This is a genomic window from Actinomadura sp. KC06 (assembly GCF_004348735.1).
Classification (GTDB): Bacteria; Actinomycetota; Actinomycetes; order Streptosporangiales; family Streptosporangiaceae; genus Spirillospora.
Map to the genome: position 1 here is coordinate 1 of NZ_SMKT01000095.1, position 24,366 is coordinate 24,366.

Below are 24,366 nucleotides of genomic sequence, written 5' to 3' on the forward strand. Positions count from 1 at the left end.
GGTGGGTGCGGGGCGGGCGGCGGCGGGTTGCCAGGAGGTAGAGGGCCGTCAGGGCCGTCGCTGCGGCAAGGATGTAGGTGAGGTACGCGGGCAGGCCGATGGTCGCGGCGGCCGTGATCCACGTGGCGAGCGCGGGGCCGAGCAGCCGGAGGTCGTGGGTCATACGCGGACCATCGGCTTCAGGTCGGCGAAGCGGCGGGCGCCTATGCCGCTGACCTCCTGGAGCTGTTCGATCGAGCGGAATCCGCCGTGCTGGGTGCGGTAGTCGACGATCCGCTGGGCAAGGACGGGGCCGACGCCGGGGAGATCGTCCAGCTGCTCGGCGGTGGCGGCGTTGAGGTCGAGCGGGGTGCCGGGCGCCGCGGAACCGTCAGGAGACGGGGGCGGGGCACCGGCGATGGGCGAGGGGCCGCGGACGCCGACCGGGATCTGTTCGCCGTCCACCAATTTCCGGGCGAGGTTGAGGGTGCCGGTCTTCGCGCCCGGGCGCACCCCGCCCGCCGCCTTGATCGCCTCGGCGACCCGGGAGCCGGACGGCAGGGTGATCACTCCGGGGCGCTTGACTTTGCCCAGGACGTGCACGACCACCGGTGGGCCGGACGCCGGGTTCGCGGACGCGGCAGGCCGGACGTGGGCGAGGGTGGCGCTCGGGAGCGGGCCGGCCGAGGGCTGCGGGCGCGGACGGGCCAGCCACAGGTAGCCGGCGGCCACGACGGCGGCGAGCACACCGATGAGGACGAGGATGCGCACGTTCGACCGGTCGGGACCCGCTCGTAAGCGGGCCGACGGCGGTGTCTGGGGAGGCCGCAGCTTACCCATCAGAGCGTCCAGCCGGTCCCTCGCGTCGGTTCTCATGTCGAGAGACGGTAAGCGCGACACGCGGCCCGGCGCGCACGCCCCGGAAATTGTGGATAACTCCGAGTCAGCGGTTCAGAGGTGGGGGGCCACGACTGCGGCGATCACGCCGGGGCCGACGTGGGCGCCTATGACCGGGCCGACCTCGCCGACGTAGACGTCCTGGACGTGCGGGATGCGTTCGCGGAGCCGGGCGGCCAGCGATTCGGCGCGGGACGGGGCGCCGAGGTGCTGGACGCCGAGGTCGACCCGCCGGTCGCCCGCCTCGATGACCGCGAGCTCCTCCAGCCGCGCCAGGGCGCGCGTGGACGTCCGGACCTTCTCCAGCGGTTCGATGCGTCCGTCCGCAATGTCGAGGAGGGGCTTCACCATTAGCGCCGAACCGAACAGGGTGGCCGCGGTGCCGATCCGTCCACCGCGCCGTAGGTGCTCAAGGTTGTCGACGTACAGGAGCGACCGGGTGAGTTTGGCCCGGCGTAGAGCGGCGTCCGCTGCCTGCTCACCCGTCCCGCCGGAGAGGGCGGTGGCTGCCGCAGAGAGCACGGCGAAGCCGAGACCCATCCCGATGGTTCCGCTGTCGACGACCCTTACGGGGACGGGTGCGTCATCGGCGGCGAGCCGTGCCGCCTCTACTGTCCCGGACATGCTCGCGGACAGGTGAACCGAGACGACTTCGCTGGCGCCCCCGTCCGCGGCGGCTCTGTAAACGTCCGCGAAGCGGGCGGGAGAGGGACGGGACGTGGTGATGTTCGGCGCTTCGGCCGCCTCGGCAAAGCTGATGTCGCTTTCGTCCCAATCGGTGCCGCCGACGGCGATCTGCAGGGGGACGACGGTCAGCGCCTGCAGTTCGGCGAGGCCCGGCGGCAGGTAGGCGGTCGAGTCCGTGACGACCGCGACGGCGCTGACCATGAGGGGACGCTACCCCGCGAACCGCGCGTCAGGGCTGGACGGGCACGCCGCCGCGCCAGATCCGTAGGGCGCGGAGGCCGAACGCCCACGCGAACGCGCCCTCGTGGTCGGCGTCCCACAGGACGATGTCGGCGAGCATGCCGGGCGCGAGGGATCCGCGGTCGCCGACGCGGAGGGCCGCGGCGCCGCCGAGGGTGGCGGCGCGGAGCGCCTCGGTGACGCTGAGGCCGAACATGGCGACGGACAGCCCGATGACGAGGGGCATGGACGTGATGCCGCACTGGCCCGGGTTGTGGTCGGTGCCGAGCGCGACGGTGACGCCGCGGTCGAGCATCTGCCGGACGGGCGCGGGCGCGCGGCTGCTGTTGAGGGCGCTGCCGGGGCAGACGGTGGCGGTGACGCCGGCGTGGGCGAGGGCCTTGATGTCGTCGTCGTTGGCCTGGGTGAGCAGGTCGGCGGACGCGCAGCCGACCTCGGCGGCGACCTGGGCCGCGCCGACGCGCTCGTTGGCGCAGGCGTGCATGCGGGCCTTCAGACCGGCGCGCTTGCCGGTGAGCAGGAGGGCGCGGGCCTCTTCGGCGGTGAAGTGGCCTTCGTCGCAGTACACGTCGATGGAGTCGGCTCCGGCGACGGCGGCGTCGCCCGCCCACAGGCGGACGGCCTCGATGTAGTCGCGGCGGCGGCCGAAGAACTCGGGCGGCAGGATGTGCGCGGCGAGGAACGTCGCGTGGATGCGCGGCATGGCCGGTTCGCCCTCGAGCGACCGCAGCATCCGGATGTCGGCGAGTTCGCCGTCGCGGGTGAGGTGGTAGCCGGTCTTGGCCTCGACGGTGGTCGTCCCGGCGAGGATCCACTGGCGGAGCCGTTCGCGGACGCCGTTGCAGAGCGTCCACGGGTCGGTTCCCCGGGTGACGGTCACGGTGGAGTTGACGCCGCCGCCCGCCGCGGTGATGGCGGAGTGGGACGAGCCGCTGGTGCGCATGGCGAGTTCGGCCCAGCGGTTGCCCGCGTAGACCGGGTGGGAGTGCGCGTCGATGAGCCCTGGCGTGACCAGTCCGCCGCCGAGGTTCTCCACGTGGTCGACGTCGACGATGTCGTCGATGATGCCGGGGACGCGCTGCGGCAGGTCGGAGGCGGGCCCGGCCCAGACGATGCGGTCGTCGTGGATGAGCACGGCCGCGTTGCTGCAGACGTCGGTGCCCGTCCAGAGCCTGCCGATGTTCGTCAACAGCCGTACGGTCATAGGGTCACCGACCCGGGTGGGGCATGGCGCGCTTCAGCGCGGGACCGGGCGCCGTGTGGCGCGGATGCGGGCCGCCTGCCCTCTTTCCCATGGTCGGACCTGCCGTGCGTGTGGGGCGGGCCACTTGCTCTCGATCTCGCGCTGGACCTGTCATGCGTGGGCCACCTGCTCTCGATCCGAAACGCCGACTGGGTGCCGGCGACTCACCGTCGGTGGGTCGGGTGGCCGGACGACCACCACTGGCAACGAGACCGGAGATATCGGTTTCGTCACGGTAGTGCACTGAAGGCCCGCCCGACAACCTTTGATCGCAGCGCATCGACAGCCATCACCCCGCCCCTTAGCTCTACGACCGTACGGATTTCAACCTGACCGTCAAGCCGATTGGGAAAGCTGTCACCGTTCAGCGACCAGGATGAACCCGGGCACGGCTTCCAGACGCGTCCGAACATCGCCATAGGCGGGACCGAAACCCGTCGCCGTGCCCGGAACCCTCCCGGCCTGGGCCGTCAGGGTCCCGGGCGTCTGCCCCGAAGCCTCAAGCGTCAGGCGGTCGGCGCCACGGTTTCGTAGCGGGACAGCTCTCCGGCGAGGTCCGCCGGCATCCTGGCGTGGAGCATCGTACCCTCGGCCAGGTGCTCCTGCTTGAGCACCTCGCCGCGCTCGTGCACCTGCGCGACGAGGTCGCCGCGCTCGTAGGGCACCACGACGTGGAGTTCGCTCTCCAGCCCGGGCAGGTCGGCCTCGATGGCCGCGCGCAGCTCCTCGATGCCGAACCCGGTGCGGGCGGACACGACGACGCTGTGCGGCTCCCGGCGCTGGAGCCGGGCGATCGCGAGGTCGTCGGCGGCGTCGGCCTTGTTGATGACGACGATCTCGGGGATCGCGTCGGCGTCGATCTGCCGCAGCACCTCGCGGACGGCGTCGAGCTGCGCCTCGGGGGCCGGGTCGGAGCCGTCCACGACGTGCAGGATCAGCCCGGCGTCGGTGACCTCCTCCAGCGTCGAGCGGAACGCCTCGACGAGCTGGTGCGGCAGGTGCCGGACGAACCCGACGGTGTCGGCGAGGGTGTAGGCGCGGCCGCCGGGCGTCTCGGCGCGCCGGACGGTCGGGTCGAGGGTGGCGAACAGCGCGTTCTCCACTAGCACCCCGGCGCCGGTGAGCCGGTTGAGCAGGGACGATTTGCCCGCGTTGGTGTAGCCGGCGATGGCGACGGCGGGGACCGCGTGGCGGCGCCGCTCGCCGCGCTTGGTGTCGCGCGACTTGGACATCTCGGCGATCTGCCGGCGCAGCTTGGCCATCCGGGTGCGGATCCGCCGCCGGTCCAGCTCGATCTTGGTCTCGCCGGGCCCGCGGCCGCCGATCCCGACGCCGCCGGCGGCGCGGCCGCCGACCTGCCGGGACAGGTTGCCGCCCCAGCCGCGCAGCCGCGGCAGCAGGTAGTCGAGCTGCGCGAGCTCGACCTGCGCCTTGCCCTCGCGGCTCTTGGCGTGCTGGGCGAAGATGTCGAGGATCAGCGCGGTCCGGTCGATCACCTTGACCTGGACGGTCTCCTCCAGGTGCCGGAGCTGGCTCGGGGCCAGTTCGCCGTCGCAGATGACGGTGTCGGCGCCGGTGGCGATGACGATGTCGCGCAGCTCCGCGGCCTTGCCGGAGCCGATGTAGGTGGCCGGGTCGGGGCGGTGCCGCCGCTGGACGAGGCCCTCCAGCACCTCGGAGCCCGCGGTCTCGGCGAGGAGCGCCAGCTCGCGCAGGGAGTTCTCGGCGGCCTCGGCGGTGCCGTCCGTCCATACGCCGACGAGGACGACCCGCTCCAGCCGGAGCGCGCGGTACTCGACTTCGGTGACGTCGGTCAGTTCGGTGGACAGGCCCGCGATGCGGCGCAGCGCCCGCCGGTCCTCCAGGTCGAGTTCGCCCGTCATGGGCTCGTACTCGGCTTCGTCCCGAGCGGTTTCGTCCCGAGTGTCGAACTCGGTCTGGTCTGCAGAGAAAGGCTGAGTCATATGTCCTCTGTGCAACGCCGCGGTGCGGCTGTGTCTTCCCGACGATCGTCTCACGCACCGTCCCCCGTGGTCACGCGGTTATCCGCGCCGTCTGGGGCAACCCCCGCTTTGACCCGTCTCGGCACCGCCGAGTAGCGTTCTCCACAGAACAGAACTCAAATTTCACTATACGAAATCTCATGGAGGGAAGGCAGATGGCTGGACTTGACGGCGTCGAGGTCACCGGACCCCTCGGCGATCGGTACGAGGAGATCCTGACCCCCGAGGCGCTCGGCCTGCTCGCCTCCCTGCAGCGCGCGCTCGGCGCACGGCGCGAGGAGCTGCTGGCGGCCCGCGCCGAGCGCCAGCGCGCCCTCTCCGCGGGTGGGACGCTCGACTTCCTGCCCGAGACCGCGAGCGTCCGGGAGGACGACTCCTGGCGCGTCGCCGACCCCGCCCCCGGCCTGGAGGACCGCCGCGTCGAGATCACCGGCCCGACGGACCGGAAGATGACGATCAACGCGCTGAACTCCGGCGCCAAGGTGTGGCTCGCCGACTTCGAGGACGCCAACACCCCCCTCTGGGACAACATGATCGAAGGGCAGCTCAACCTGCGGGACGCCCTCGACCGCGCCATCGACTTCACCGACGGGAAGAGCGGCAAGTCCTACGCGCTGAAGGACGACGCGGAACTCGCGACGATCGTCGTCCGGCCGCGGGGCTGGCACATGGAGGAGAAGCACCTCCTCGTCGACGGCAAGCCCATGTCCGGGTCGCTGTTCGACTTCGGCCTGTACTTCTTCCACTGCGCCCGCAGGCAGCTCGCCAAGGGCAAGGGCCCGTACTTCTACCTGCCGAAGATGGAGAGCCACCTTGAGGCGCGGCTCTGGAACGACGCGTTCAACCTCGCCCAGGACGCCCTGGACGTCCCACGCGGCACGATCCGCGCGACCGTCCTGATCGAGACGATCCCGGCCGCGTTCGAGATGGAGGAGATCCTCTACGAGCTGCGCGACCACTCCGCGGGCCTGAACGCGGGCCGCTGGGACTACCTGTTCTCCGTGATCAAGAAGTTCCGGGACCGGGGCGCCGACTTCATCCTCCCCGAGCGGAACGCGATCACGATGACCGCGCCGTTCATGCGGGCCTACACCGAGCTGCTCGTCCGGACGTGCCACAAGCGCGGCGCGCACGCGATCGGCGGGATGGCGGCGTTCATCCCGTCCCGCCGCGACGAGGAGGTCAACAAGGTCGCGCTGGAGAAGGTCCGGGCCGACAAGACCCGCGAGTCGGGCGACGGCTTCGACGGCTCCTGGGTCGCGCACCCCGACCTCGTGCCCGTCTGCCGGGAGGTCTTCGACGGCGTCCTCGGCGACCGGCCGAACCAGCGCGAGCGGCTGCGCGAGGACGTCCAGGTCTCCGCCGCCGACCTGCTGAACATCAAGGCGACTCCGGGCGAGATCACCGAGGCGGGCCTGCGCAACAACATCGACGTGGCGCTGCGCTACCTCGCGACCTGGCTGGACGGCGCCGGCGCGGTCGCGATCCACAACCTGATGGAGGACGCGGCGACCGCGGAGATCTCCCGCTCCCAGGTGTGGCAGTGGATCTACAACGGCGTCGAGACCGCCGAGGGCAGGAAGATCACGAAGGAGTGGGTCGGGGAGCTCCTGGACGAGGAGCTCGCGAAGATCAGGGAGGAGCTTGGGCAGGCGTACAACGAGCCCCGCTACGTCCAGGCCGTCGCCCTCTTCAAGGACGTCACCCTCGCCGACGAGTACTCCGAGTTCCTCACCACCCCCGCCTACCAGCGGTTCCCCTGATCGGCGTTCCCGCCGATCTTGCGGCTGGGGCGGGGGCGGAGGAAGGTGGAGTGATGGACGCGCGACTCGCGGTGCTCGCCGCCGGGCTGGAGGGGCTGCTCGGGGCCGGGCGGGTGATCACCGACCCGGTGCGGCTGCGCACGTACGAGTGCGACGGGCTGACCAACCACCGGTCGACGCCCGCGATCGTCGTGCTGCCGGACACCGCCGAGCAGATCGCCGCGATCGTCCGCGAGTGCGCTGCGGCCGGGGTGCCGTATGTGGCGCGCGGGTCCGGGACGGGCCTGTCCGGCGGGGCGCTCCCCCGGGCGGACGGCGTGCTGATCGTCACGTCGCGGATGCGCCGGATCCTGGAGATCGACATTCCGGGGCAGCGGGCCGTCGTGGAGCCCGGGGTGATCAACCTGGACGTGACGCGGGCCGTCCGCTCGTACGGGTACTACTTCGCGCCTGACCCGTCCAGCCAGCAGATCTGCTCGGTCGGCGGGAACGTGGCGGAGAACTCAGGCGGCGCGCACTGCCTGAAGTACGGGTTCACCGCGCATCACGTGCTGTCCTGCGAGGTCGTCACGCCGGACGGCGAGATCGTCGAGCTGCCGGCGGACGGGCCGGGCTACGACCTGCTCGGCGTGTTCGTCGGCGCGGAGGGCACGCTCGGCATCACCACCAAGATCACCGTGCGGCTGACGCGGGTGCCGGAGACGGTGCAGACGCTGCTGGCGGCGTTCGGGTCGATCGAGGCGGGCGGCGGCGCGGTGTCGGCGATCATCGGCGCGGGCGTCGTCCCGGCCGCGATCGAGATGATGGACGCGCTGTCGATCGAGGCGGCGGAGGCGGCGGTGCGCTGCGAGTACCCGCCGGGCGCGGGCGCGGTGCTGATCGTGGAGCTGGACGGCCCCGAGCCGGAGGTGGCGGCGCAGTTCGCCGAGGTGGAGCGGCTTTGCCGGGACGCGGGCGCGTTCGAGATCCGCATCGCCGCCGACGACGAGGAGCGCGCCCTGATCTGGAAGGGGCGCAAGTCGGCGTTCGCCGCGGTCGGCCGGATCAGCCCGGCCTACATCGTCCAAGACGGCGTGATCCCCCGGACGGCGCTCCCGGAGGTGCTGGCAAGCATCGACGCGCTGTCGGCAGAGTCGGGCGTACGGGTCGCGAACGTGTTCCACGCGGGCGACGGAAACCTGCATCCGCTGGTGCTGTTCGACGACGCCGAGCCAGGCGCGGAGGAGCGCGCGGAGGCGGTTTCTGGCGCGATCCTCGATCTGTGCATCGAGCACGGCGGTTCCATCACGGGCGAGCACGGCGTAGGGGTGGACAAGTCCCGCTACATGCCGCGCATGTTCACAGATACTGATCTGGACACGATGCAGATGGTCCGCTGCGGTTTCGACCCTGCCGGGCTGTGCAATCCGGGGAAGGTGTTCCCGACGCCGCGGCTGTGCGGCGAGGTGCCCGGCGTGCGCAGGGGGGCCCACCCGTACGAGGGAAAGGCGGACCTTTTCTGATGCGGCCCCTGGACGCTCTGGCAAAGGTCTGCGGCGATGTACGGCCCGGTGAGCCTGCGGAAGGTGTGCTCGGTGTGGAGCCCGCCCTGGTCGCCGCGCCGGAGAACGTGACCGAGGCCGCCGACGTCATGCGCGTCGCCGCCGAGAACGGGCTGGCGGTCGTCCCGCGTGGCGCCGAAACCCGTCTGGACTGGGGCGCGCCCCCGGAACGGTGCGATCTGCTAGTCGACACCCACCGGCTGGACGGTCTCATCGAACATGCCGCAGGGGACCTTGTGGCGAAGGTGGAGGCGGGGCTGCCGATGGATCGGCTCGCCGAGAAGCTCGCAGAACGCGGCCAGCGGCTCGCGCTAGACGTTCCCCTGCCCGGTTCCACTGTCGGCGGCACTATCGCTACGGGCGCGGCGGGCCCGCTGCGTTCGCTCTACGGGACGCCCCGCAACCTGGTCATCGGGCTGACGATCGTCAGGGCGGACGGTCAGATAGCACGTTCCGGCGGGAAGGTCGTCAAGAACGTCGCCGGGTATGACCTCGGCCGCCTTTTCTCCGGCTCTTTCGGAACCCTCGGGCTCATCGTGGACGCGACGTTCCGCCTTCACCCCGTTCCCGCGGCTACCGCTTATGTGGTCTGCGCTGTGAACGGCCCAGAGGACGCGTATGACGCCGTCCAGACCGTCCTTCACTGTGCGGTGGCGCCGAGCGCGGTGGAGTACATAGGCCACATAGGCCCGGGAACGGTCGCGGTGCTCTTGGAGGGCGTCCCTGAGGGTGTCGCCGCGCGCGCTAGGCAGACCGCAGAACTCCTGGGCGAGAACGCCGAAATCAGGGAGACCGCACCGGACGGCTGGGGACGGTACCCGGACGGCACCACGCTCATCGACCTGAGCGCCCCACCGCCCGCCCTCCGCGACCTCCTCACCCTGCTCGGCCCGGACATCGCCGTAAGCTGGAGTGGTAGCGGGCACGGCCACGTGGGCCTCCCCGCCGAGTCGACGCCGGACGAGGTAGCCGACGTCCTAGGACGCCTACGAGAGGCACTGGGCCGGCACCGCGGCGGCGCTGTCGTCCGCTACACGCCGGAAGAGGTGCGCGGCGAAATCGACCTGTGGGGTCCGATTCCGGCGCTCGCGCTGATGCGGCGCGTGAAGGACCAGTTCGACCCGGACCACCGGCTGTCCCCGGGCCGTTTCGCGGGAGGTATTTGATGAGCGCTGAGGACGACCTCCCAAATCTTCTGAGCGACTGCGTGCACTGCGGTTTCTGCCTGCCCACCTGCCCGACGTATGTCCTTTGGGGCGAGGAGATGGACTCGCCCAGGGGCCGCATCCACCTCATGCAGCAGCACGCTGACGGAACGCCGCTCAGCGACCCCATGGTGGAGCATTTCGACCGCTGCCTGGGCTGCATGGCATGTGTGACGTCCTGCCCGTCCGGTGTGCAGTACGACCGGCTCATCGAGATGACCCGCGCGGACGTCGAACGTGAGCACACACGTCCGCTGAAGGAACGTGCCATAAGGGAACTGGTCTTTCAGCTGTTCCCCTACAGGCGGCGGCTTCGTGCTCTACGCGGTCCCCTGCGCGCCTACCAGAAATCAGGTCTGGAACGGCTCGTCCGGCGTAGCGGCCTCCTGGAGCGTATTTCGCCGTCCGTCGCTGCTATGGAACGGCTCGCACCGCCCCTCGGAAAGGCGCCGAAACTGCCCGAACGTGTCGCGGCGCGTGGTGAGCGGCGCACCACGGTCGGGATGCTGACCGGCTGTGTGCAGGCCGAGTTCTTCCCGGGCGTCAACGCGGCCACGGCCCGTGTCCTGGCGATGGAGGGCTGCGACGTCATCATTCCCAAGGACCAGGGGTGCTGCGGCGCGCTGTCCATGCACTCCGGCCGCGAGGACGAGGCCCGCGCCTTCGCGCGCCGGACGATCCAGATGTTCGAGGCCGTCGACGTCATCGTGGTGAACTCCGCGGGCTGCGGGTCCGCGATGAAGGAGTACCGGGCACTGCTCGCCGACGATCCGGCCTGGTCGGGACGCGCGGACGCGCTGTCGTCCAAGACCCGCGACTTCGCGGAGTTCCTGGCCGATCTCGGGCCGCGCGCCAAACGCGAACCGGTTCCCGTCACCGTCGCCTACCACGACGCGTGCCACCTCGCCCACGCGCAGGGGATCCGCAGCCAGCCGCGGGCGCTGCTCGCCGCGATCCCCGAGCTGGACGTCCGCGAGATCGCCGAACCGGACATCTGCTGCGGCTCCGCCGGGACCTACAACCTGTTCCAGCCGGAGGCCGCCGGAGAGCTCGGCGACCGCAAGGCGGTGAACGTGGACGCCACCAGAGCCGAACTACTGGTCGCCGCCAACCCCGGCTGCTCGATGCAGATCGCCACCGCGCTGCGGCGGCGCGGCGCGGACATCGCCGTCGCGCACACCGCGCAGGTTCTGGACGCCTCCCTGCGGGGTCTCGGTCGCGACGCGCTCGTCGCACGCGATTCGTAAGCCCCTGACCAGTAACGTCGCCGATCCGGGCGTCCGGTATTCTGTCCGACTGCTTGAGACAGGACGCGCTTACTGAGCCTGGTGAAGGCCCGAGGGAGCACGCAGAATCATGGCCACCAGCTATCGACCGCAACGTTCGCACCGCCGAAAAAAGAAGAGCAACGCGGGGAGGCTCGGGCTCGCCGGGGCCCTCGCGGGAGCCGTGGGCATCGCCGCCGTGGCCGCCGGGATCGTCGTCCTCCGGCCGGACGGCGACCCCGGCGAGGGCCCGGCCAAGCCGGCGTCCGCTGGCCAGGGCGGCGGCGCGGGGACGCAGGGACCGTCCGTGCCCGCCCCCAAGGCCGGTCCCCCGGTCGGCTTCATGACGCCGGAGGGGTACGGCTACAGCCTCGCCGCCGTCAAGGCCGGGACGGACGAGCGGCCGCTCGGCGCCACCGCGGCCCCGCCGTCCGGCACGACGTACGCCTACGCCGACTACGTCCTCACCAACAGCCAGCGGCGGCCCGTGCTGCTGGACTATCCGGCCGATCTGTTCCTGCCGAAGGCGCGGGTCCCGTCGTCCATGCGGGAGCGGTGCATGCCGCAGCCCGGCATCCCGGACGACATGTGCACCCTCCCGAACCACAGCAAGATCACCGCGAGGGTCGGCGGGGCGAAGGCGCCCCTGGACGAGAACGGCAGCACGATGATCCCGGCGGGCGCGTCGTACGTGGTGCGGATCGCCACCGAACTTCCGGTCAACGACGACGTCTCCGCCGGCGACCTGCGGCTGTACGTGTGGAACGCGCGGTTCACCAACGACCGCAAGGGCATCCAGCTCGCTTTCCCCTAGGTGTTCAGTTCTGTTTGGGGGTCGTGAAGCCGATGTCCTGGTAGGCGGGCTCGAAGAAGCCGCAAGCGCCCAGGTTCGCCAAGCCCGCGCGGGTGGCGACGAGCTGGGGACGCTGGTACAGCGGCAAGACCGACGCTTGATGCCAGATAAGCCGGTCGGTTCTGTTCACAAGGACGTGAATTCTCGCCGGGTCGACCTCCGCGATAGCGCGATCCATTGCCTTGTCTATGGCCGCTGTACCGATGCGGGAGTAATTCTGCTGGACGCGGCCGCCGTTGGGCCGCGCGAAGACCGACTGCATGGGCGACACGGGAAACGAAGTGCCCAGCCAGGAGAACGGGACGATATCGAAGTTCCCTGGCGCGACGTACCGGTCGAACGCGTCGTCGGCGGGCACGGGCACGATGTCCACGCGTATGCCGATGCGTTCGAGCAGGGCGCGGGTAAGTTCCCCTTCCCGTTTGCTGATCGGAACCCCGGACGGGACGACGAAGCGTAGGGCGAGCATCCGTCCTGCCTTGGTCCGGTACTTGCCGTGGAGCGTCCAGCCTGCCTCGTCCAGGAGTTTCCGGGCGCGAGACGGGTCGTACACTCCGAGGTCCCCGGAGTTGTCCTGGTAGCCGTTTTGAGTGTTGACGTAGAAATGGTTGCCGAGCGTTTGGATGGGCACTCCGAGGCCGGACAGATCCGCTCTGGCGATGACGCGCCGGTCGATGCCGAGCATGACGGCCCGCCGTACACGCACATCGGACAGGACGGGCGTGGTCGCGTTGAGCGTGAGGTGACGCCAGTCTGGGCCGCCCGCCCGGCGTACTGCTGCTCCTGGAACGTCCTGGGCTCGTTTCAGGGCGCCTGCGTCGAGACCGATGTCCATCAGGTCGATCTCGTTGTTGGCGAACGCGCCGGGCATCGCGCTGGTGTCCATGACGCGGTAGACGATCCGGTCGAGTTTCGCCGGTGCGCCCCACCAGGCGGAGTCACGGACGATGGTGACGGTCTTGGCTGTGCGGTCAATACTGTGGAATTTGAACGGTCCGGACGTGACGGGCAGGCGATTCATCCATCCCGTGTTGAACGCGCGTGGCGTTGCGTAGGCTGTGGCCGGGTAAAGCGGGCTGAACAGGCTGCGCCAGTCCGCATACGTCCCGTCGAAAGTCACTTCTACGGTGTTGTTGTCTACGCCCTGTTCAATGTGCTTGATTCGGCGGTAGCCGGTGACGGTGGAAACCTCGTATCGCGGGTCGCGTCCAGAGAGCGCGTGCGCGTGGGCTACGAAATCAGCGTGTCCGATGCGGCGGCCGTCCGACCACTTGGCCTGCGGGTTGAGCCGGTAGGTGACGATCTGGCCGTGCTTGGTGCGCCTCAACGTCGCCGACCGCAGATACTCAGGGACGGGACGCGGCACGGCCTTCTCGTCGGGTCGCATCAGATACGGCAGAACGCCCTGGATGACGTGCTCGACCGCTCCTTTAGTGCCGTTGACGTGGTTGAAATTCCATTGGGAGGGGAACTCGGGCAATGGCCAGCGCAGCGTCCCACCGTTGACGACACGATCGCGCGGGGTCGGATTGACATCGGACGCTGGTAGTCGTCCAGACGCCGCGTGGGTGATCGGCTCCTGCGGCTCGTTGCAGCCACCCACGGCAATCAACAGGACGCCTACGAGTATGCGTTTCAAAGTTCGGCCTTAGCTTCGACAAGGGGATGGTGGCAGGCAACCGACCGATCGGCGTTGTCCGCGGCCCGCAGTGGGCGGGACGCTGGATCGTTTTCCTCGCAGAGACGTCCGTCGACGGCGGTGAGCGTGGCGTAGCGCGGACAGCGCGCACGGAATCGGCATCCCGTAGATAAGGCCACCGGGTCAGGTGGCTCTCCACGCAAAAGGAGGCGTGCGCGACGCCGCTCCAGGACCGGATCCGGCAAAGGGACCGCGTCCAGCAGCGCACGCGTGTACGGATGGGCTGGCGCACCGTATACGTCAGCCACCGAGCCGATCTCCATCATGCGGCCCATGTACATGACGGCGATCCGATCCGCGATGCGGTGGACGACGGCCAAGTCATGAGCGACGAAAAGGTAGGCCATGCCGAGTCGCTCCCGCAGTTTCTCCAACAGGGCTAGGACATCGGCCTGAACTGACATGTCCAGGGCCGCTACGGGCTCGTCCAGGAGTAAGAGACGTGGTTCCGATGCCAATGCTCTGGCGATGCCCACGCGCTGCGCCTCCCCGCCTGAGAGGCAATGCGGGAATCGCCGGGCATGCTCCGACTCCAACCCCACCAACTTCAGTAGCTCATCGACGCGGCGACCTACCTGGGACGACGGCACACCATGCAAGGTCAGCGGTTCGACGAGAATGGCGGCCACGCGCATGCGCGGATCGAGGGACGAATACGGGTCCTGGAACACGACCTGGACGTCTCGCCGCAAAGCCTTACGGCGGGACGGTCCCAGCGCCGCCGTGTCGTTTCCGAGGACGGCGACACGTCCCCTCTGCGGGCGCGAAAGTCGCAGGATCTCCATCAGGGTCGTGGTCTTGCCGCATCCCGACTCCCCCACCAGCGCTAGGGTCTCGCCCTCTCTGATGTCGAAACTGATGCCGTCCAAGGCCCTTACCGTCCCGGCTCGGCGGCGCAGCAACGCGCCCTTGTAGAGGGGATGGTGACGGACGAGGCCCTCCACCTCCAGAACGACGGGACGCCTAGCGCGCTCAGCGGCCGCCCTAGGAACGGACGACTCTTCAATACGTGGAACCGCCCGCAGCAACGCCGCCGCTTGAGGCGTATCCGGTCGCCGAAAGATCTGGTCCACCGGCCCTTGCTCCACGGCACGTCCCGCATGCATCACCATCACCCGATCGGCGAATCCGGCGACGACGCCCATGTCATGGCTGATCAGGACGATCGCCGCGCCGGTGGCCTCCTTGGCTGCCCGCAGCACGTCCAGGACCTGCGCCTGGACGGTCACGTCCAAGGCGGTCGTCGGCTCGTCCGCGATCAGCACGTCGGGTTCGTTGGCGATGGCCATGGCGATCATCACGCGCTGCCGCATCCCGCCGGACAGCTCGTGCGGGTACGCGCGGGCCACCCGAGCCGCGCCCGGAACGCCGACCAGACCGAGCAGGTCGACGGCCCGCGCCCGCGCCGCCGCGCGCGTGGCCCCCGAGTGGATCAGGACGGTCTCGGCGATCTGGTCCCCGGCCGTGCGGACGGGCGTGAGCGCCGACAGCGGATCCTGGAAGATCATCGATAGGTCGTTGCCGCGTATCCGGGAGAGTTCGGCGTCCGACCGTCCGAGCAGCTCCTCGCCGCGCAGCCGCACGGATCCCGCCACGCGGGCGCTCTCCGGCAGAAGCCCCATCAGCGCGAGCGCGAGGGCCGTCTTCCCAGAGCCGGATTCGCCGACGATCCCGAGCACTTCGCCTGCCCCGACCGTGAAGGTCACGTCCCGCACGGCGTGCACGTCCGGCGTGTAGCGAACCGTCAGATCCGTGACCCGCAGGACGTTCAACGAGCGCCTCCCGAGGCCGGATCGAGGACGTCGCGCAGACCGTCCCCCAGCAGATTCACCGCCAGGACGATGACCACCAGCAGCCCGGCCGCGAACCCGAACGGCCACGGATAGGCCGCCACGGCGCCGTGCCCGTCGGCGATCAGCGTGCCGAGCGACACGTCCGGCGGACGGACGCCGAGCCCCAGGTACGACAGCCCGCTCTCCGCGACGATCGCGACGCTGACGTTGAGGCTCGCGTCCACGACCAGCAGCGACGCGAGCTGCGGCAGGACGTGCCGGACGATCACGCGCGGCGCGCCCGCGCCGAGGAACCGGGCGGCCAGCACGTACTCGCGGTCGCGTAGCGAGGCGGTCATGGCGCGCACCATCCGCGCCGTGATCAGCCACATGAACGCGGCGAGCAGCGGCACGAGCACGGGTGCGCCACCGTCCAGGCGAGGGGCCAGCAGGGCGACGATCAGGAAGGGCGGCAGGACGAGCAGCAGGTCGACGCCCCACATCAGGGTCCGGTCGAGGCGTCGGCCCGCGTATCCGGCCACGGTCCCGACGACGGCGGCGACCGCGGTCGAGATCACGGCGACGGCGAGGCCGATGAGCAGCGACGTCCGCGCGCCGCGCAGGGTGAGGGCGAAGACGTCGCGTCCGCTCTCCGTCGTGCCGAGCCAATGCTGCGCGGACGGCCCCGCGCGGAAGGCCGCGAAATCCGTGTCGTCCCAGGTCCACGGCGACACGAGCGGCCCTCCGAACACCAGCGCGAACACCGATGCCAGCAGGACGAGCCCGGCGACGGCCCGCCGGCTCCGGATCACGCTCACACCGCCGCCCGGACGCGCGGGTCGAGGACGCCTTGCAGAACGTCCGCTATCAGCCCGGCCAGGACGACCCCGCACACCGCGACGCAGACGATCGCCGCGACCGCGTTGACGTCACCGCGCGCAATGGAGTCGACGAGCCACTCCCCCACCCCGTGCCAGCCGAAGATCTTCTCGGTGTAGAGACCGCCAAGGAGCAGCAGGCCGAAGGCGTAGACGAAGTACGTCGTCATTGGCGTCAAGGCTGTGCGCAGCCCGTGTCGCAGGAGCGCGCTACGGCGTCGCAGGCCCCTGGCCCGCGCGGTCCGTACGTGGTCGGCGTGCAGGACGTCCAGCATCATGACGCGCTGGTAGCGGCAGTAGAGGCCGAGTTGCGTGAGCCCGATCGTGGCCGTCGGCAGCAGCAGATGCCTGCCGCGATCAGCGAACCCGCCAAGCACTCCATAGGACGCGCCAGGCGTGGACTCCCCAACCCACACAAAGACCTGCATCCCCACAACGCCGTTCACCTTGCTCGCAGCGACCTGTAGCAACACCGCCAGGACGAACACCGGCACGGCCAGCAGCAGATAGGAACCGAGGCTGATGAGCCTGTCGGCCGTCCGTCCGCGCCGCACCGCCGCATAAACGCCGAGAAGAACGCCCAAGGCGCTGCCTAGGACGGCCCCCAGGAACATCAGCCGAATGCTCACCCCGAGCCGCCGCCACAACTCGGCGTTGACCGTTTCGCCGTCCCACGTACGGCCGAAGTCACCCTGGACGACGCCACCCGCCCAGGTCAGGTACCGGTCGGTCAGAGGCGTCCTGTCGTTCAGGTTGAGGGCGCTCAGCCGGGCGTCGATCACGGCCGCGGGCGGACGGGGCGTCCGTCCTTCGAGGTTGGCGCGCGGATCGAGCGCGACGGCGGCGAGCACGTAGGCGAGGCTCGCCGCCAGCACGGCCAGGACCACCCGGCTCGCCAGCCGCCGCAGCAGGAACGCCGCCATGCCTTCCCTTCGGACCACCCAGAAGAATCACAGAATGCTACCGAGTGATCACACACTGCGCGGGAAAACGGCAGATGTCAGGCGAGGGCGGGTTCGCGATCCGACACGGTCTCGTCGCGGGCGCGTTCGCGCAGTCCGCCGATCGCCAGCAGGACGAACCCGGCGGCGGCCCACCCCGCCAGGATGCCCGCCGCCCCGGCGGCGCCCGCGCCGTCGAAGAACGCCGTCGACCGCAGCAGCGTCACCGCGGCCCCCGGCGGAAGGAACTGGCCGATCTCGCCCCACGGCTGCGGCAGCATCTCCGGCGCCGAGGTGGCGGCCGACAGCGGGTTGCCGATCAGCAGCAGCGCCAGCGCGCCGAGACCGAACCCGGCCCGTCCGACCGCCGCGGCCAGGCCGACGACCGTGCCGGTCACGGCCAGGATGGTCAGCGACATCACCCCGGCGACCGCGAGGTAGGAACCGGGTAGCAAGGACAGCCAGCCCTGCGCGATCCCCGCCACGCCGAGCCCGCCCAGGACGGCGAACAGAACCACACCGGCGGCGCGCCACCCAGCCGCGGGAACCGCGAACGTCAGCAGCACCGCGGCGGCGAGCCCGGACATGATCAGCGGCAGCGCGAGCGCCCCGAACCCGGCACCGCGCGGGTCATCGGAGTCGGCCCCGACAACGTCCTCCACAAGCGGCGCGGACGACCTCCCAGGCGACGCGGGCGGGTTGAGGTGTTGGGCCATGGCGGTGAGTTGTTGTGCGATGACCGGAGACGCGGCGGAGGCGGTGAGGATCTTTGGGCCGGACGGGGTCGTCACTATGGCGCCGTACGCCTCCCGTTCGGTGAGGGCCGTGCGTGCGGCGGCCTCGTCGCGTTCCGTCCGGACGTCGAACGCGCCGGGGCGTTCGCGGTCCAGCCGTTCCGCGACGGCGGCGGCCTGCGGGCCGGTCACGACGATCGGGACGTCGCGCGGCGCCACCCGCGCGGCCGGCCAGGAGAACGCGATGATCATGATGAGCTGGAGCAGCGCGGCGGCGACGGCGACGCCGACGGCGCGCGAGGCGAGGGAGGACCGCATGGACGCCTCCTAAAACGAATGTCCGTTCTCTTTAGTATCGCCAGCGTCGCATCCGCCGTCCGAGGTTGTCAAGAAACGAACGTTCGTTTTATATTGGCCGCATGCCGCGAGTCAGCGAGGAGCACCTGGAGCGCCGCCGCCGCCAGATCCTGGACGCCGCCCGCACCTGCTTCATCCGCAAGGGCATCCACGCGACGTCCATGCAGGACATCTTCGCCGAGTCCGGGCTCTCGGCCGGCGCCGTCTACCGCTACTACAAGAGCAAGAACGAGATCATCGAGGCCAACATCTCGACGGTCGTCGGCGACCTCCACGCGTTCTTCCGCCGGCTGGTGGACAGCGACCCGCTGCTCCCCGTGGACGAGCTGATCGAGCGGTTCGCATCCAAGGTCGTCACCCTGTCCGGCCCGGACGGCCCGCTCCGGCTCGCGCCCGCCGCATGGTCGCTCGCCATGCACGAGCCGGAGATCGCCGGGTACATGGCCGACAACATCACCGGCATCCGCGAGACGTGGACGCGCTACCTGCGCCGCCTGGTCGACGTGGGGCTGCTCCCGCCCGACACCGACGTCGTGGCCGCGGGCAAGACCCTGTTCGCGATCCTGCCCGGCTTCGTCCTGCAGCGGCTCCTCATCAAGGACGTCTCGCCCGGGGAATTGCGGCGCGGCATGCAGGCGATCTGCCGCGACAGCATGTTGACTCTGAGGGCCTGACCCGCCGCGCACGCGACCCAAGGCATCGCTTGGGCATCCGAAACATACGATTTCGGTCGCCCGGATACACCCGACCTGGAACGGCGCCGGCGGCGATCCGGAACCCGCCCCGGTGCGGGCCCATAGCCGCCGCCTGCACCGCACCTCGCCGAAAGCCGGCGAACGGGGCGGCGAGCGACGCCAGGCGCCTCCGGCCGGACGACTCTGACCTGCACCTTCCGTTCTCACCGCAGGATTCCGCGGTTACCATCACGGCACGCGCCAATGCACGGCGACGGCCACGGCATCGACCGACCCCCGCCGCCGGTGTCCTGAGGCGGACGCCACGACGACTGCAGGACAGGGAACAGGACGTTTTAACATTCCATTACTTTTGCCCCGAGGAGCACATGGTGGAGACGGCAGAACACGACCGCGGAGCGGGCCGTGTCGCGTTCCCGCTCGCGCTCGGGGCCGTCCTCCTCGTCGCCGCGTCCCTCTACATCGGCACCCGGCTGCCCGAAGACCGTCGGATGGTCTGGTGGCACCCGGAGATCCTCGTCGCATTGGCGTGGACGCCGGTCGGCGCGGTCCTGGTGCGGCACAGGCGCGGGCTGACGGTCGCGTGGCTCATGCTGGGCTCCGGCTTCAGCGCCGCCCTGTACGTCCTGTCACTCAATTTGGGCCCTTGGTTCGAGCTCCACGACTGGACCGGAACCGGGTTCGTCCAGTGGCTCGCCACCTGGCTCTGGGCCATTGACACCTACGCCCTTACGCTCGTCCTGCCGCTGATCTTCCCGGACGGCCGGCTGGTCTCGCGCTGGTTCCGGCCCGTGCTCGTCCTCGCGTGCCTCGTCCCGGTCATCGTGTGCGTCCACCTGACGATCGACCCGGACGTGCGGCGCTGGCACAACGGCGTCTCGGTCTACCCGTTCGACGAGATCCCGGTGGCCATCACCGCGATCATCGTCGCCACCCTCGCCGCGGCGCTGCTCTCGCTGGCGGTGCGGTTCGTCCAGGCGCCGCCGGACGTGCGGCGGCAGATCGGCTGGGTCGTGTACCCGGGCGTGCTCGCCGAGGGGATCATCTACGCCGGCGAGAACGGCCCGATCGGGGACCCGTTGCGCAACATCACGATCGTCGCCGTCCCGATCTGCATCGCCATCGCGATCACGCGGTACCGGCTCTACGATATCGATCTCGTGGTCAGCCGGACGCTGGTGTACGCGGGGCTCGTCGTCGTGATCACCGGCGTCTACTTCGCGCTCGTCGGCGCGGCGAGCCTGCTCGCGCACGGCGAGGGCACCATCGCCGGGCTGGCCGGCGCGATCGTCGCGGGCGCCGTCTTCGAGCCCGTCCGGCGGCGCCTGCAGCGCACGGTGGACGGGTTCATCCACGGCGAGCGCGACCCGTACCGCATCGCCGACCGGCTCAACCGGCGGCTGCAGACCGCCGCCGACGCGGCCGCCGCGCTCGCCGTGGCCGCCGAGGTGGCGCGCTCGGCCCTACACGCCACCGGCGCCAGGATCGAGGTCCTGGACCGCGACGGCCGGACGATCTCCGCGGAGGACGGCGTGCTCGGCACCCGTCCGCAGCTCATCCCGCTCGTCTGGCACGGGGAGCCGGTGGGCCGGCTGCTGTTCGGCGTCACCCGCACGCCGGACGCCCGCCTGTCCGGCATCCTGGCCCGCAACCTCGCCGAGCTGGCGAACGCGGCGCGGCTGTCCGCGGACGTCCAGCGGTCCAGGGAGCGCATCCTGCGCACGCGCGAGGAGGAGCGGCGGCGGCTGCGCCGCGACCTGCACGACGGGCTCGGCCCGACGCTGGCGAGCCTCGCGATGACGGTCGACGCGGCGCGCATCACGCTGAAGACCGACCCGGAGGCGGTCGACGCGCTGCTGGAGAACCTGCGCGCGACGATGGGCCGCACCATCGGCGACATCCGCGACCTCGTGTACGGGCTGCGTCCGCCCGCGCTGGACGATCTGGGGCTGGAGGGCGCGATCCAGGCGCTGGGCGGCGTCGTCGCGACCGGCGACGGCCCGAAGGTGGACGTCCACGTGGACGGCGATCTGAAGGGCCTGCCGGCCGCCGCCGAGGTCGCCGCGTACCGGATCGTGCAGGAAGCCCTCACCAACGTGCACCGGCATGCGAAGGCGGGTTCCGCGGTGGTGCGGCTGCATCTCAACGGCGATCTGCACGTCACCGTCGACGACGACGGGGTGGGGTTGCCCTCGCAAGTACGTTCCGGGATCGGGATGTCGTCCATGCGGGAACGTGCGGCGGAACTCGGTGGATCGTGCACCGTCGGGCCCGGCCCCCAGGGCGGGACACTCGTACGCGCCAGTCTTCCCGTTAACGGCGTCCATCCGTAGTACATGAATACTTCTACGGATCAATACTTCTGCGGAACCGCCACCACTACCGCTGACACAGCCCACCCGGTGGGCTGAAAAGGTGCCACCCGGTGGGAGGGCCGGTGACCGCCCCCCGCCAAGAAGGTCGCCACCGGCCCTCGGGCTCCGTACGGCACCGGGGCTCCCATCCCGGTCCATACGGGCCATTCACCAGAGGGTGTGCAAGAAAGAAGTTATGCGGCGGAAGGTCCCGTTGGTGAGGGACACCTGTCCCGATCGAGCCGGGACGGTGCCGGATCGCGTTCCCCCCTGGTGAGAAGGGGATTCCGTCAGATCCAGCCGGGCCATGCCTCACCCTCGGCGACCAGGACCGCCGGACCCGTCAGGCGGGCGGCCTGTCCGTCGAGGGCGACGCTGACCCGTCCTCCGGGAACGTCCACCGTCCAGTCAGACGTCCCGGACGCTCCGATCGTTCCCGCGACGGCGGCGGCGGTCGCGGCGACCGCCACGGTCCCGGTCCCGCAGGAGCGGGTCTCGCCGGAGCCGCGCTCGTACACCCGCATCTCCACGTGCCGCTCCCCGACGAAGCGGAAGAACTCGACGTTCACCCCGTCCGGGAAGACGGCGGGATCGAAGCCGGGGGCGCGGCACAGGTCCAGCGCCGTGAGCGGGCCGTCGACGCGACACGCCAGATGCGGATTCCCCACGGAAACACGCTCGCCCTGGAAAACCGTTCCGGCCAGGGTCGCCTCGCCGGGGCCGAGGATCTCGACTTGGCCCATCTCGACGCACACGTCCCCGGACGGGCCGAGCGTCACCCGCCGAAGCCCCGCCCGCGTCGCCACGTCCCACTCGCCGGGCGCGGCGAGACCGGCGTCGACCAGATAGCGGGCGAAGACGCGCAGGCCGTTGCCGCACATCTCGGCCAGGCTCCCGTCTGCGTTGCGGTAATCCATGAACCACTCGGCGTCCTCGAAAGACCCACCGAAGGACTCCACGCCGGGGCCCGCCGCCTTTGTCCGGACGACCCGCAGGACGCCGTCCGCACCGATCCCCGCGCGCCGGTCGCACAGCCGCGCTACGGCGTCCGGTGTGAGTTCCAGGGCGCCGTCAGGATCGGGCAGGATCACGAAGTCGTTCTCGGTGCCGTGCCCCTTGATGAACCGCATTCTTCGAGCATATTGCCCGCGCCCGATGCGGAACGACTCCGTTCGGGACGGGCCTCAGCCGACCAGGGCCAGCGCGCGATCGACCAGGTCGGAGGCGTCGTAGGGAAGCCACTGGACGCGCGGATCACGGCGGAACCACGACTCCTGCCGCCGGGCGAAACGCCGCGTCGACCGGACGGTCTCCTCCCGGGCCTGCTCCTCCGTCCACTCCCCCGCCAGGAAATTGAGCACCTGCGCGTAGCCAAGGGCGCGTCCCGCGGTGAGACCGTCCCGGAGGCCGCGCTTGTCCAGCTCCCGGACCTCGTCGACCAGCCCGGCGTCCCACATCCTCCCGACCCGCAGGGCGATGCGCTCGTCCAGCTCGTCCCGGGGGACGCTCAGCCCGATCTGGACGACCGAGTCGTAGCGGTACCGGTGCTCGGGCAGGGTGGCGCTGAACGGGCGCCCGGAGATCTCGATCACCTCCAGCGCCCGGACGATGCGGCGCCCGTTGCTCGGCAGGATCGCCTCCGCCGCGGCCGGGTCGAGCCCGCGCAGCCGGACGTGCAGCGCGCCCGGCCCGACCTCCGCCAGCTCCTCCTCCAGGCGCGCCCGGACGGCGGGGTCCGTCCCCGGGAACTCGAGCCGGTCCAGCGCGGCCCGCACGTACAGGCCGGACCCGCCGACGAGCACCGGCCGCCGCCCCCGCTCCCGGATTCCCGCGATCGCCTCGGCGCTGAGCCGCTGGTACTCGGCGACGCTCGCCGTCACGGTCACGTCCCAGACGTCCAGGAGGTGGTGGGGGACGCCGCGCATCTCGTCCGGGGAGAGTTTGGCCGTGCCGATGTCCATGCCGCGGTAGAGCTGCATCGAGTCGGCGTTGACCGCCTCGCCGCCGAGCCTTCGGGCCAGCTCCACGGCGAGGTCGGACTTGCCGGCGGCGGTCGCGCCGACGACGGCGATCACATCTGGTGAGGTCACAGGCATAATTGTGGCAACAGAACGGGTATAGCCGGGTTGTACGGGTGTCGCGCGGATTCGCGCGCCGCCGCCGACGAGACGAGGGATCCGGGGGGATTTTCCAATGTCCATCGTCGACAAGGTCAAGCAGATGCTCGGGCAGCACTCCGACAAGGCCCGCGAGGGCGTGGAGAAGACCGGGGACAAGATCGACGAGCGCACGGGCGGCAAGTACTCCGACAAGATCGACAAGGCCCAGGACAAGGCCGGCGAGCAGATCGACCGCAGCGTCGAAGGCGGCCAGCAGGGCGGTCAGCCAGGCGGCGAGCAGCGCGGCCACCACGAGGGCGGCTAGCCCGACGACGGTCAGCCCTACCGACGCGCATGTGACCAGCCCGCCACGAAGTAGCCCACTCCGTACGGCGCTTCGTCGGCGAGGAGACGCCCCGTGAACCGGCCCGCGCCGCCTTCATCGGCGCGGGCCGCATCCATGCGGGCCGCATCCGCGCGGTCCGCACCTGCGCGGTCCGCATCCGCGGGGGCCGAGCCCGGGCCGAGGCCGTGGGCGCCGGCGAGCACCTGCCACGCCGCGCGCCCTGCCGCCTGGACCTCCCGGGAGAGTTCCGGGTCCAGCGCGGCGAGGACGTCGGCGTCGGCGTCCCCGAGAGCCCGCGCCACCGCCTCGTCGTAAGGACCCGCGCGCTCGTCGAGGTATCCGGGCGCCTTCTCCGAACGGCACGCCGACCCGTCGCCCATCACCAGCAGCGCGACCCGTCCGGACGACTCCGCGAGGTCGCGTCCAAGGGCCAGGCACTCCGCCGGCGAGGCATCGAACGCGACCGCCTGATATCGAACGTCGCCCCGATAGCGGACCTCACCGCCTGCGCTCTGCCGGTCGAGGAGCCAGCGCCCCATGCTGAGGGAGAGCGGCAGGGCCTCGGTTCCGTCCTTGGGATCGTCGGGGCTGGTCCAGGCGAGGCCGTACGGCTGGAGCGTCGCGTAGGCGTCCGGCCCGTATCGGCGCGTCTCCGGCGCCCCGCCCACCACGATCAGCGCGTCCCCGCCCAGCAGCGGCCGGACGGCCTCATCGCACGCGGCGCGCAGCGCGTCGAGCTCCGGCGCCGCCTCCCCCGCCATCGCGGGCACGAGGATGGGCGGATGCGGGCACACCGCGGCCGATACGAGCACGCT

The 24,366-nt window shown here is 70.7% G+C and carries 20 protein-coding genes; 8 read left to right on the forward strand and 12 right to left on the reverse strand.

The window, feature by feature from the left end; translation table 11 throughout:
• Positions 1-159 precede the first annotated feature (159 nt).
• The 4 genes from E1287_RS27005 to hflX all read right to left on the reverse strand — a co-directional run bounded on the left by E1287_RS27005 (position 160) and on the right by hflX (position 4,929).
• Positions 160-855, reverse strand: coding sequence for a ComEA family DNA-binding protein (locus E1287_RS27005; protein WP_131967880.1), 696 nt, complete (start codon positions 853-855; stop codon positions 160-162).
• A gap of 75 nt (positions 856-930) precedes the next feature.
• On the reverse strand, positions 931-1,764 hold the full coding sequence (locus tag E1287_RS27010; RefSeq protein WP_131967881.1) for a DegV family protein: 834 nt from the start codon (positions 1,762-1,764) through the stop codon (positions 931-933).
• A 28-nt stretch (positions 1,765-1,792) separates the two neighbouring features.
• Complete coding sequence (gene hutI / locus E1287_RS27015) at positions 1,793-3,007, reverse strand: imidazolonepropionase (RefSeq protein WP_131967882.1); 1,215 nt, start codon at positions 3,005-3,007, stop codon at positions 1,793-1,795.
• Positions 3,008-3,552: 545 nt separating this feature from the next.
• Complete coding sequence (hflX, locus tag E1287_RS27020; protein ID WP_131967907.1) at positions 3,553-4,929, reverse strand: GTPase HflX; 1,377 nt, start codon at positions 4,927-4,929, stop codon at positions 3,553-3,555.
• 275 nt (positions 4,930-5,204) lie between these two features.
• Here hflX and aceB point away from each other — a divergent pair, with 275 nt between their 5' ends.
• The 5 genes from aceB to E1287_RS27045 all read left to right on the forward strand — a co-directional run bounded on the left by aceB (position 5,205) and on the right by E1287_RS27045 (position 11,637).
• The gene (gene aceB, locus E1287_RS27025; RefSeq protein ID WP_131967883.1) at positions 5,205-6,812 is read left to right on the forward strand and encodes a malate synthase A; all 1,608 of its coding nucleotides are present in this window, start codon (positions 5,205-5,207) and stop codon (positions 6,810-6,812) included.
• Between the two features lie 53 nt (positions 6,813-6,865).
• Entirely contained in the window at positions 6,866-8,314 is a 1,449-nt protein-coding gene (locus tag E1287_RS27030) for an FAD-linked oxidase C-terminal domain-containing protein (protein ID WP_131967884.1), read from the forward strand.
• Between the two features lie 74 nt (positions 8,315-8,388).
• Positions 8,389-9,519, forward strand: a complete 1,131-nt coding sequence (locus E1287_RS27035) for an FAD-binding oxidoreductase (protein ID WP_243719464.1) — start codon at positions 8,389-8,391, stop codon at positions 9,517-9,519.
• The gene (locus E1287_RS27040; protein ID WP_131967886.1) at positions 9,519-10,805 is read left to right on the forward strand and encodes a heterodisulfide reductase-related iron-sulfur binding cluster; all 1,287 of its coding nucleotides are present in this window, start codon (positions 9,519-9,521) and stop codon (positions 10,803-10,805) included. The genes E1287_RS27035 and E1287_RS27040 overlap by 1 nt, the downstream gene beginning before the upstream one ends.
• Positions 10,806-10,914: 109 nt before the next feature.
• Positions 10,915-11,637: a hypothetical protein gene (locus E1287_RS27045; protein WP_131967887.1), complete on the forward strand. Its 723-nt coding sequence runs from the start codon at positions 10,915-10,917 to the stop codon at positions 11,635-11,637.
• Positions 11,638-11,641: 4 nt separating this feature from the next.
• Here the strand turns inward: E1287_RS27045 and E1287_RS27050 are convergent, their stop codons facing one another.
• From E1287_RS27050 to E1287_RS27070, 5 genes are read right to left on the reverse strand one after another with little or no spacing between them, the layout of a single operon-like run.
• The gene (locus E1287_RS27050) at positions 11,642-13,315 is read right to left on the reverse strand and encodes an ABC transporter family substrate-binding protein (protein ID WP_131967888.1); all 1,674 of its coding nucleotides are present in this window, start codon (positions 13,313-13,315) and stop codon (positions 11,642-11,644) included.
• Complete coding sequence (locus tag E1287_RS27055) at positions 13,312-15,147, reverse strand: ABC transporter ATP-binding protein (RefSeq protein WP_131967889.1); 1,836 nt, start codon at positions 15,145-15,147, stop codon at positions 13,312-13,314. The genes E1287_RS27050 and E1287_RS27055 overlap by 4 nt, the downstream gene beginning before the upstream one ends.
• On the reverse strand, positions 15,144-15,959 hold the full coding sequence (locus tag E1287_RS27060; RefSeq protein ID WP_243719465.1) for an ABC transporter permease: 816 nt from the start codon (positions 15,957-15,959) through the stop codon (positions 15,144-15,146). Before E1287_RS27060 ends, E1287_RS27055 begins: the two co-directional genes overlap by 4 nt.
• Positions 15,960-15,961: 2 nt before the next feature.
• Positions 15,962-16,966 (reverse strand): ABC transporter permease, encoded by a 1,005-nt coding sequence (locus E1287_RS27065; RefSeq protein WP_347813986.1) that lies wholly within the window; start codon positions 16,964-16,966, stop codon positions 15,962-15,964.
• Positions 16,967-17,025: 59 nt separating this feature from the next.
• Positions 17,026-18,018 (reverse strand): hypothetical protein, encoded by a 993-nt coding sequence (locus E1287_RS27070; RefSeq protein ID WP_131967891.1) that lies wholly within the window; start codon positions 18,016-18,018, stop codon positions 17,026-17,028.
• Positions 18,019-18,119: 101 nt separating this feature from the next.
• Between E1287_RS27070 and E1287_RS27075 the strand changes: the two genes are divergently transcribed.
• Both E1287_RS27075 and E1287_RS27080 read left to right on the forward strand, forming a co-directional pair.
• On the forward strand, positions 18,120-18,731 hold the full coding sequence (locus E1287_RS27075) for a TetR/AcrR family transcriptional regulator (RefSeq protein WP_131967892.1): 612 nt from the start codon (positions 18,120-18,122) through the stop codon (positions 18,729-18,731).
• Between the two features lie 389 nt (positions 18,732-19,120).
• Complete coding sequence (locus tag E1287_RS27080; RefSeq protein ID WP_131967893.1) at positions 19,121-21,085, forward strand: sensor histidine kinase; 1,965 nt, start codon at positions 19,121-19,123, stop codon at positions 21,083-21,085.
• Positions 21,086-21,396: 311 nt separating this feature from the next.
• Here the strand turns inward: E1287_RS27080 and dapF are convergent, their stop codons facing one another.
• Together dapF and miaA are read right to left on the reverse strand one after the other, a co-directional pair.
• Positions 21,397-22,236: a diaminopimelate epimerase gene (gene dapF, locus E1287_RS27085; RefSeq protein ID WP_131967894.1), complete on the reverse strand. Its 840-nt coding sequence runs from the start codon at positions 22,234-22,236 to the stop codon at positions 21,397-21,399.
• Positions 22,237-22,290: 54 nt separating this feature from the next.
• Positions 22,291-23,202 carry a tRNA (adenosine(37)-N6)-dimethylallyltransferase MiaA gene (gene miaA / locus E1287_RS27090; protein WP_131967895.1) on the reverse strand — a complete coding sequence of 304 codons (912 nt, stop codon included), beginning with the start codon at positions 23,200-23,202 and terminating at the stop codon, positions 22,291-22,293.
• A gap of 97 nt (positions 23,203-23,299) precedes the next feature.
• On the opposite strand from miaA, the gene E1287_RS27095 reads away from it, so the two are divergent.
• Positions 23,300-23,530, forward strand: coding sequence for an antitoxin (locus E1287_RS27095; protein WP_131967896.1), 231 nt, complete (start codon positions 23,300-23,302; stop codon positions 23,528-23,530).
• Between the two features lie 17 nt (positions 23,531-23,547).
• On the opposite strand, the gene E1287_RS27100 is transcribed toward E1287_RS27095, so the two are convergent.
• Positions 23,548-24,363, reverse strand: a complete 816-nt coding sequence (locus E1287_RS27100; protein WP_131967897.1) for a hypothetical protein — start codon at positions 24,361-24,363, stop codon at positions 23,548-23,550.
• Between the last annotated feature and the right edge of the window lie 3 nt (positions 24,364-24,366).

Bases quoted from the DNA above. Each gene is read 5' to 3' on its own strand.
- miaA (WP_131967895.1), bottom strand. From the start codon at position 23,202: ATGCCTGTGACCTCACCAGATGTGATCGCCGTCGTCGGCGCGACCGCC.
- E1287_RS27095 (WP_131967896.1), top strand. From the start codon at position 23,300: ATGTCCATCGTCGACAAGGTCAAGCAGATGCTCGGGCAGCACTCCGAC.
- E1287_RS27080 (WP_131967893.1), top strand. From the start codon at position 19,121: ATGGTGGAGACGGCAGAACACGACCGCGGAGCGGGCCGTGTCGCGTTC.
- E1287_RS27075 (WP_131967892.1), top strand. From the start codon at position 18,120: ATGCCGCGAGTCAGCGAGGAGCACCTGGAGCGCCGCCGCCGCCAGATC.
- E1287_RS27010 (WP_131967881.1), bottom strand. From the start codon at position 1,764: ATGGTCAGCGCCGTCGCGGTCGTCACGGACTCGACCGCCTACCTGCCG.
- aceB (WP_131967883.1), top strand. From the start codon at position 5,205: ATGGCTGGACTTGACGGCGTCGAGGTCACCGGACCCCTCGGCGATCGG.
- dapF (WP_131967894.1), bottom strand. From the start codon at position 22,236: ATGCGGTTCATCAAGGGGCACGGCACCGAGAACGACTTCGTGATCCTG.
- E1287_RS27005 (WP_131967880.1), bottom strand. From the start codon at position 855: ATGAGAACCGACGCGAGGGACCGGCTGGACGCTCTGATGGGTAAGCTG.
- E1287_RS27070 (WP_131967891.1), bottom strand. From the start codon at position 18,018: ATGCGGTCCTCCCTCGCCTCGCGCGCCGTCGGCGTCGCCGTCGCCGCC.
- E1287_RS27040 (WP_131967886.1), top strand. From the start codon at position 9,519: ATGAGCGCTGAGGACGACCTCCCAAATCTTCTGAGCGACTGCGTGCAC.
- E1287_RS27030 (WP_131967884.1), top strand. From the start codon at position 6,866: ATGGACGCGCGACTCGCGGTGCTCGCCGCCGGGCTGGAGGGGCTGCTC.
- hflX (WP_131967907.1), bottom strand. From the start codon at position 4,929: ATGACGGGCGAACTCGACCTGGAGGACCGGCGGGCGCTGCGCCGCATC.
- E1287_RS27045 (WP_131967887.1), top strand. From the start codon at position 10,915: ATGGCCACCAGCTATCGACCGCAACGTTCGCACCGCCGAAAAAAGAAG.
- hutI (WP_131967882.1), bottom strand. From the start codon at position 3,007: ATGACCGTACGGCTGTTGACGAACATCGGCAGGCTCTGGACGGGCACC.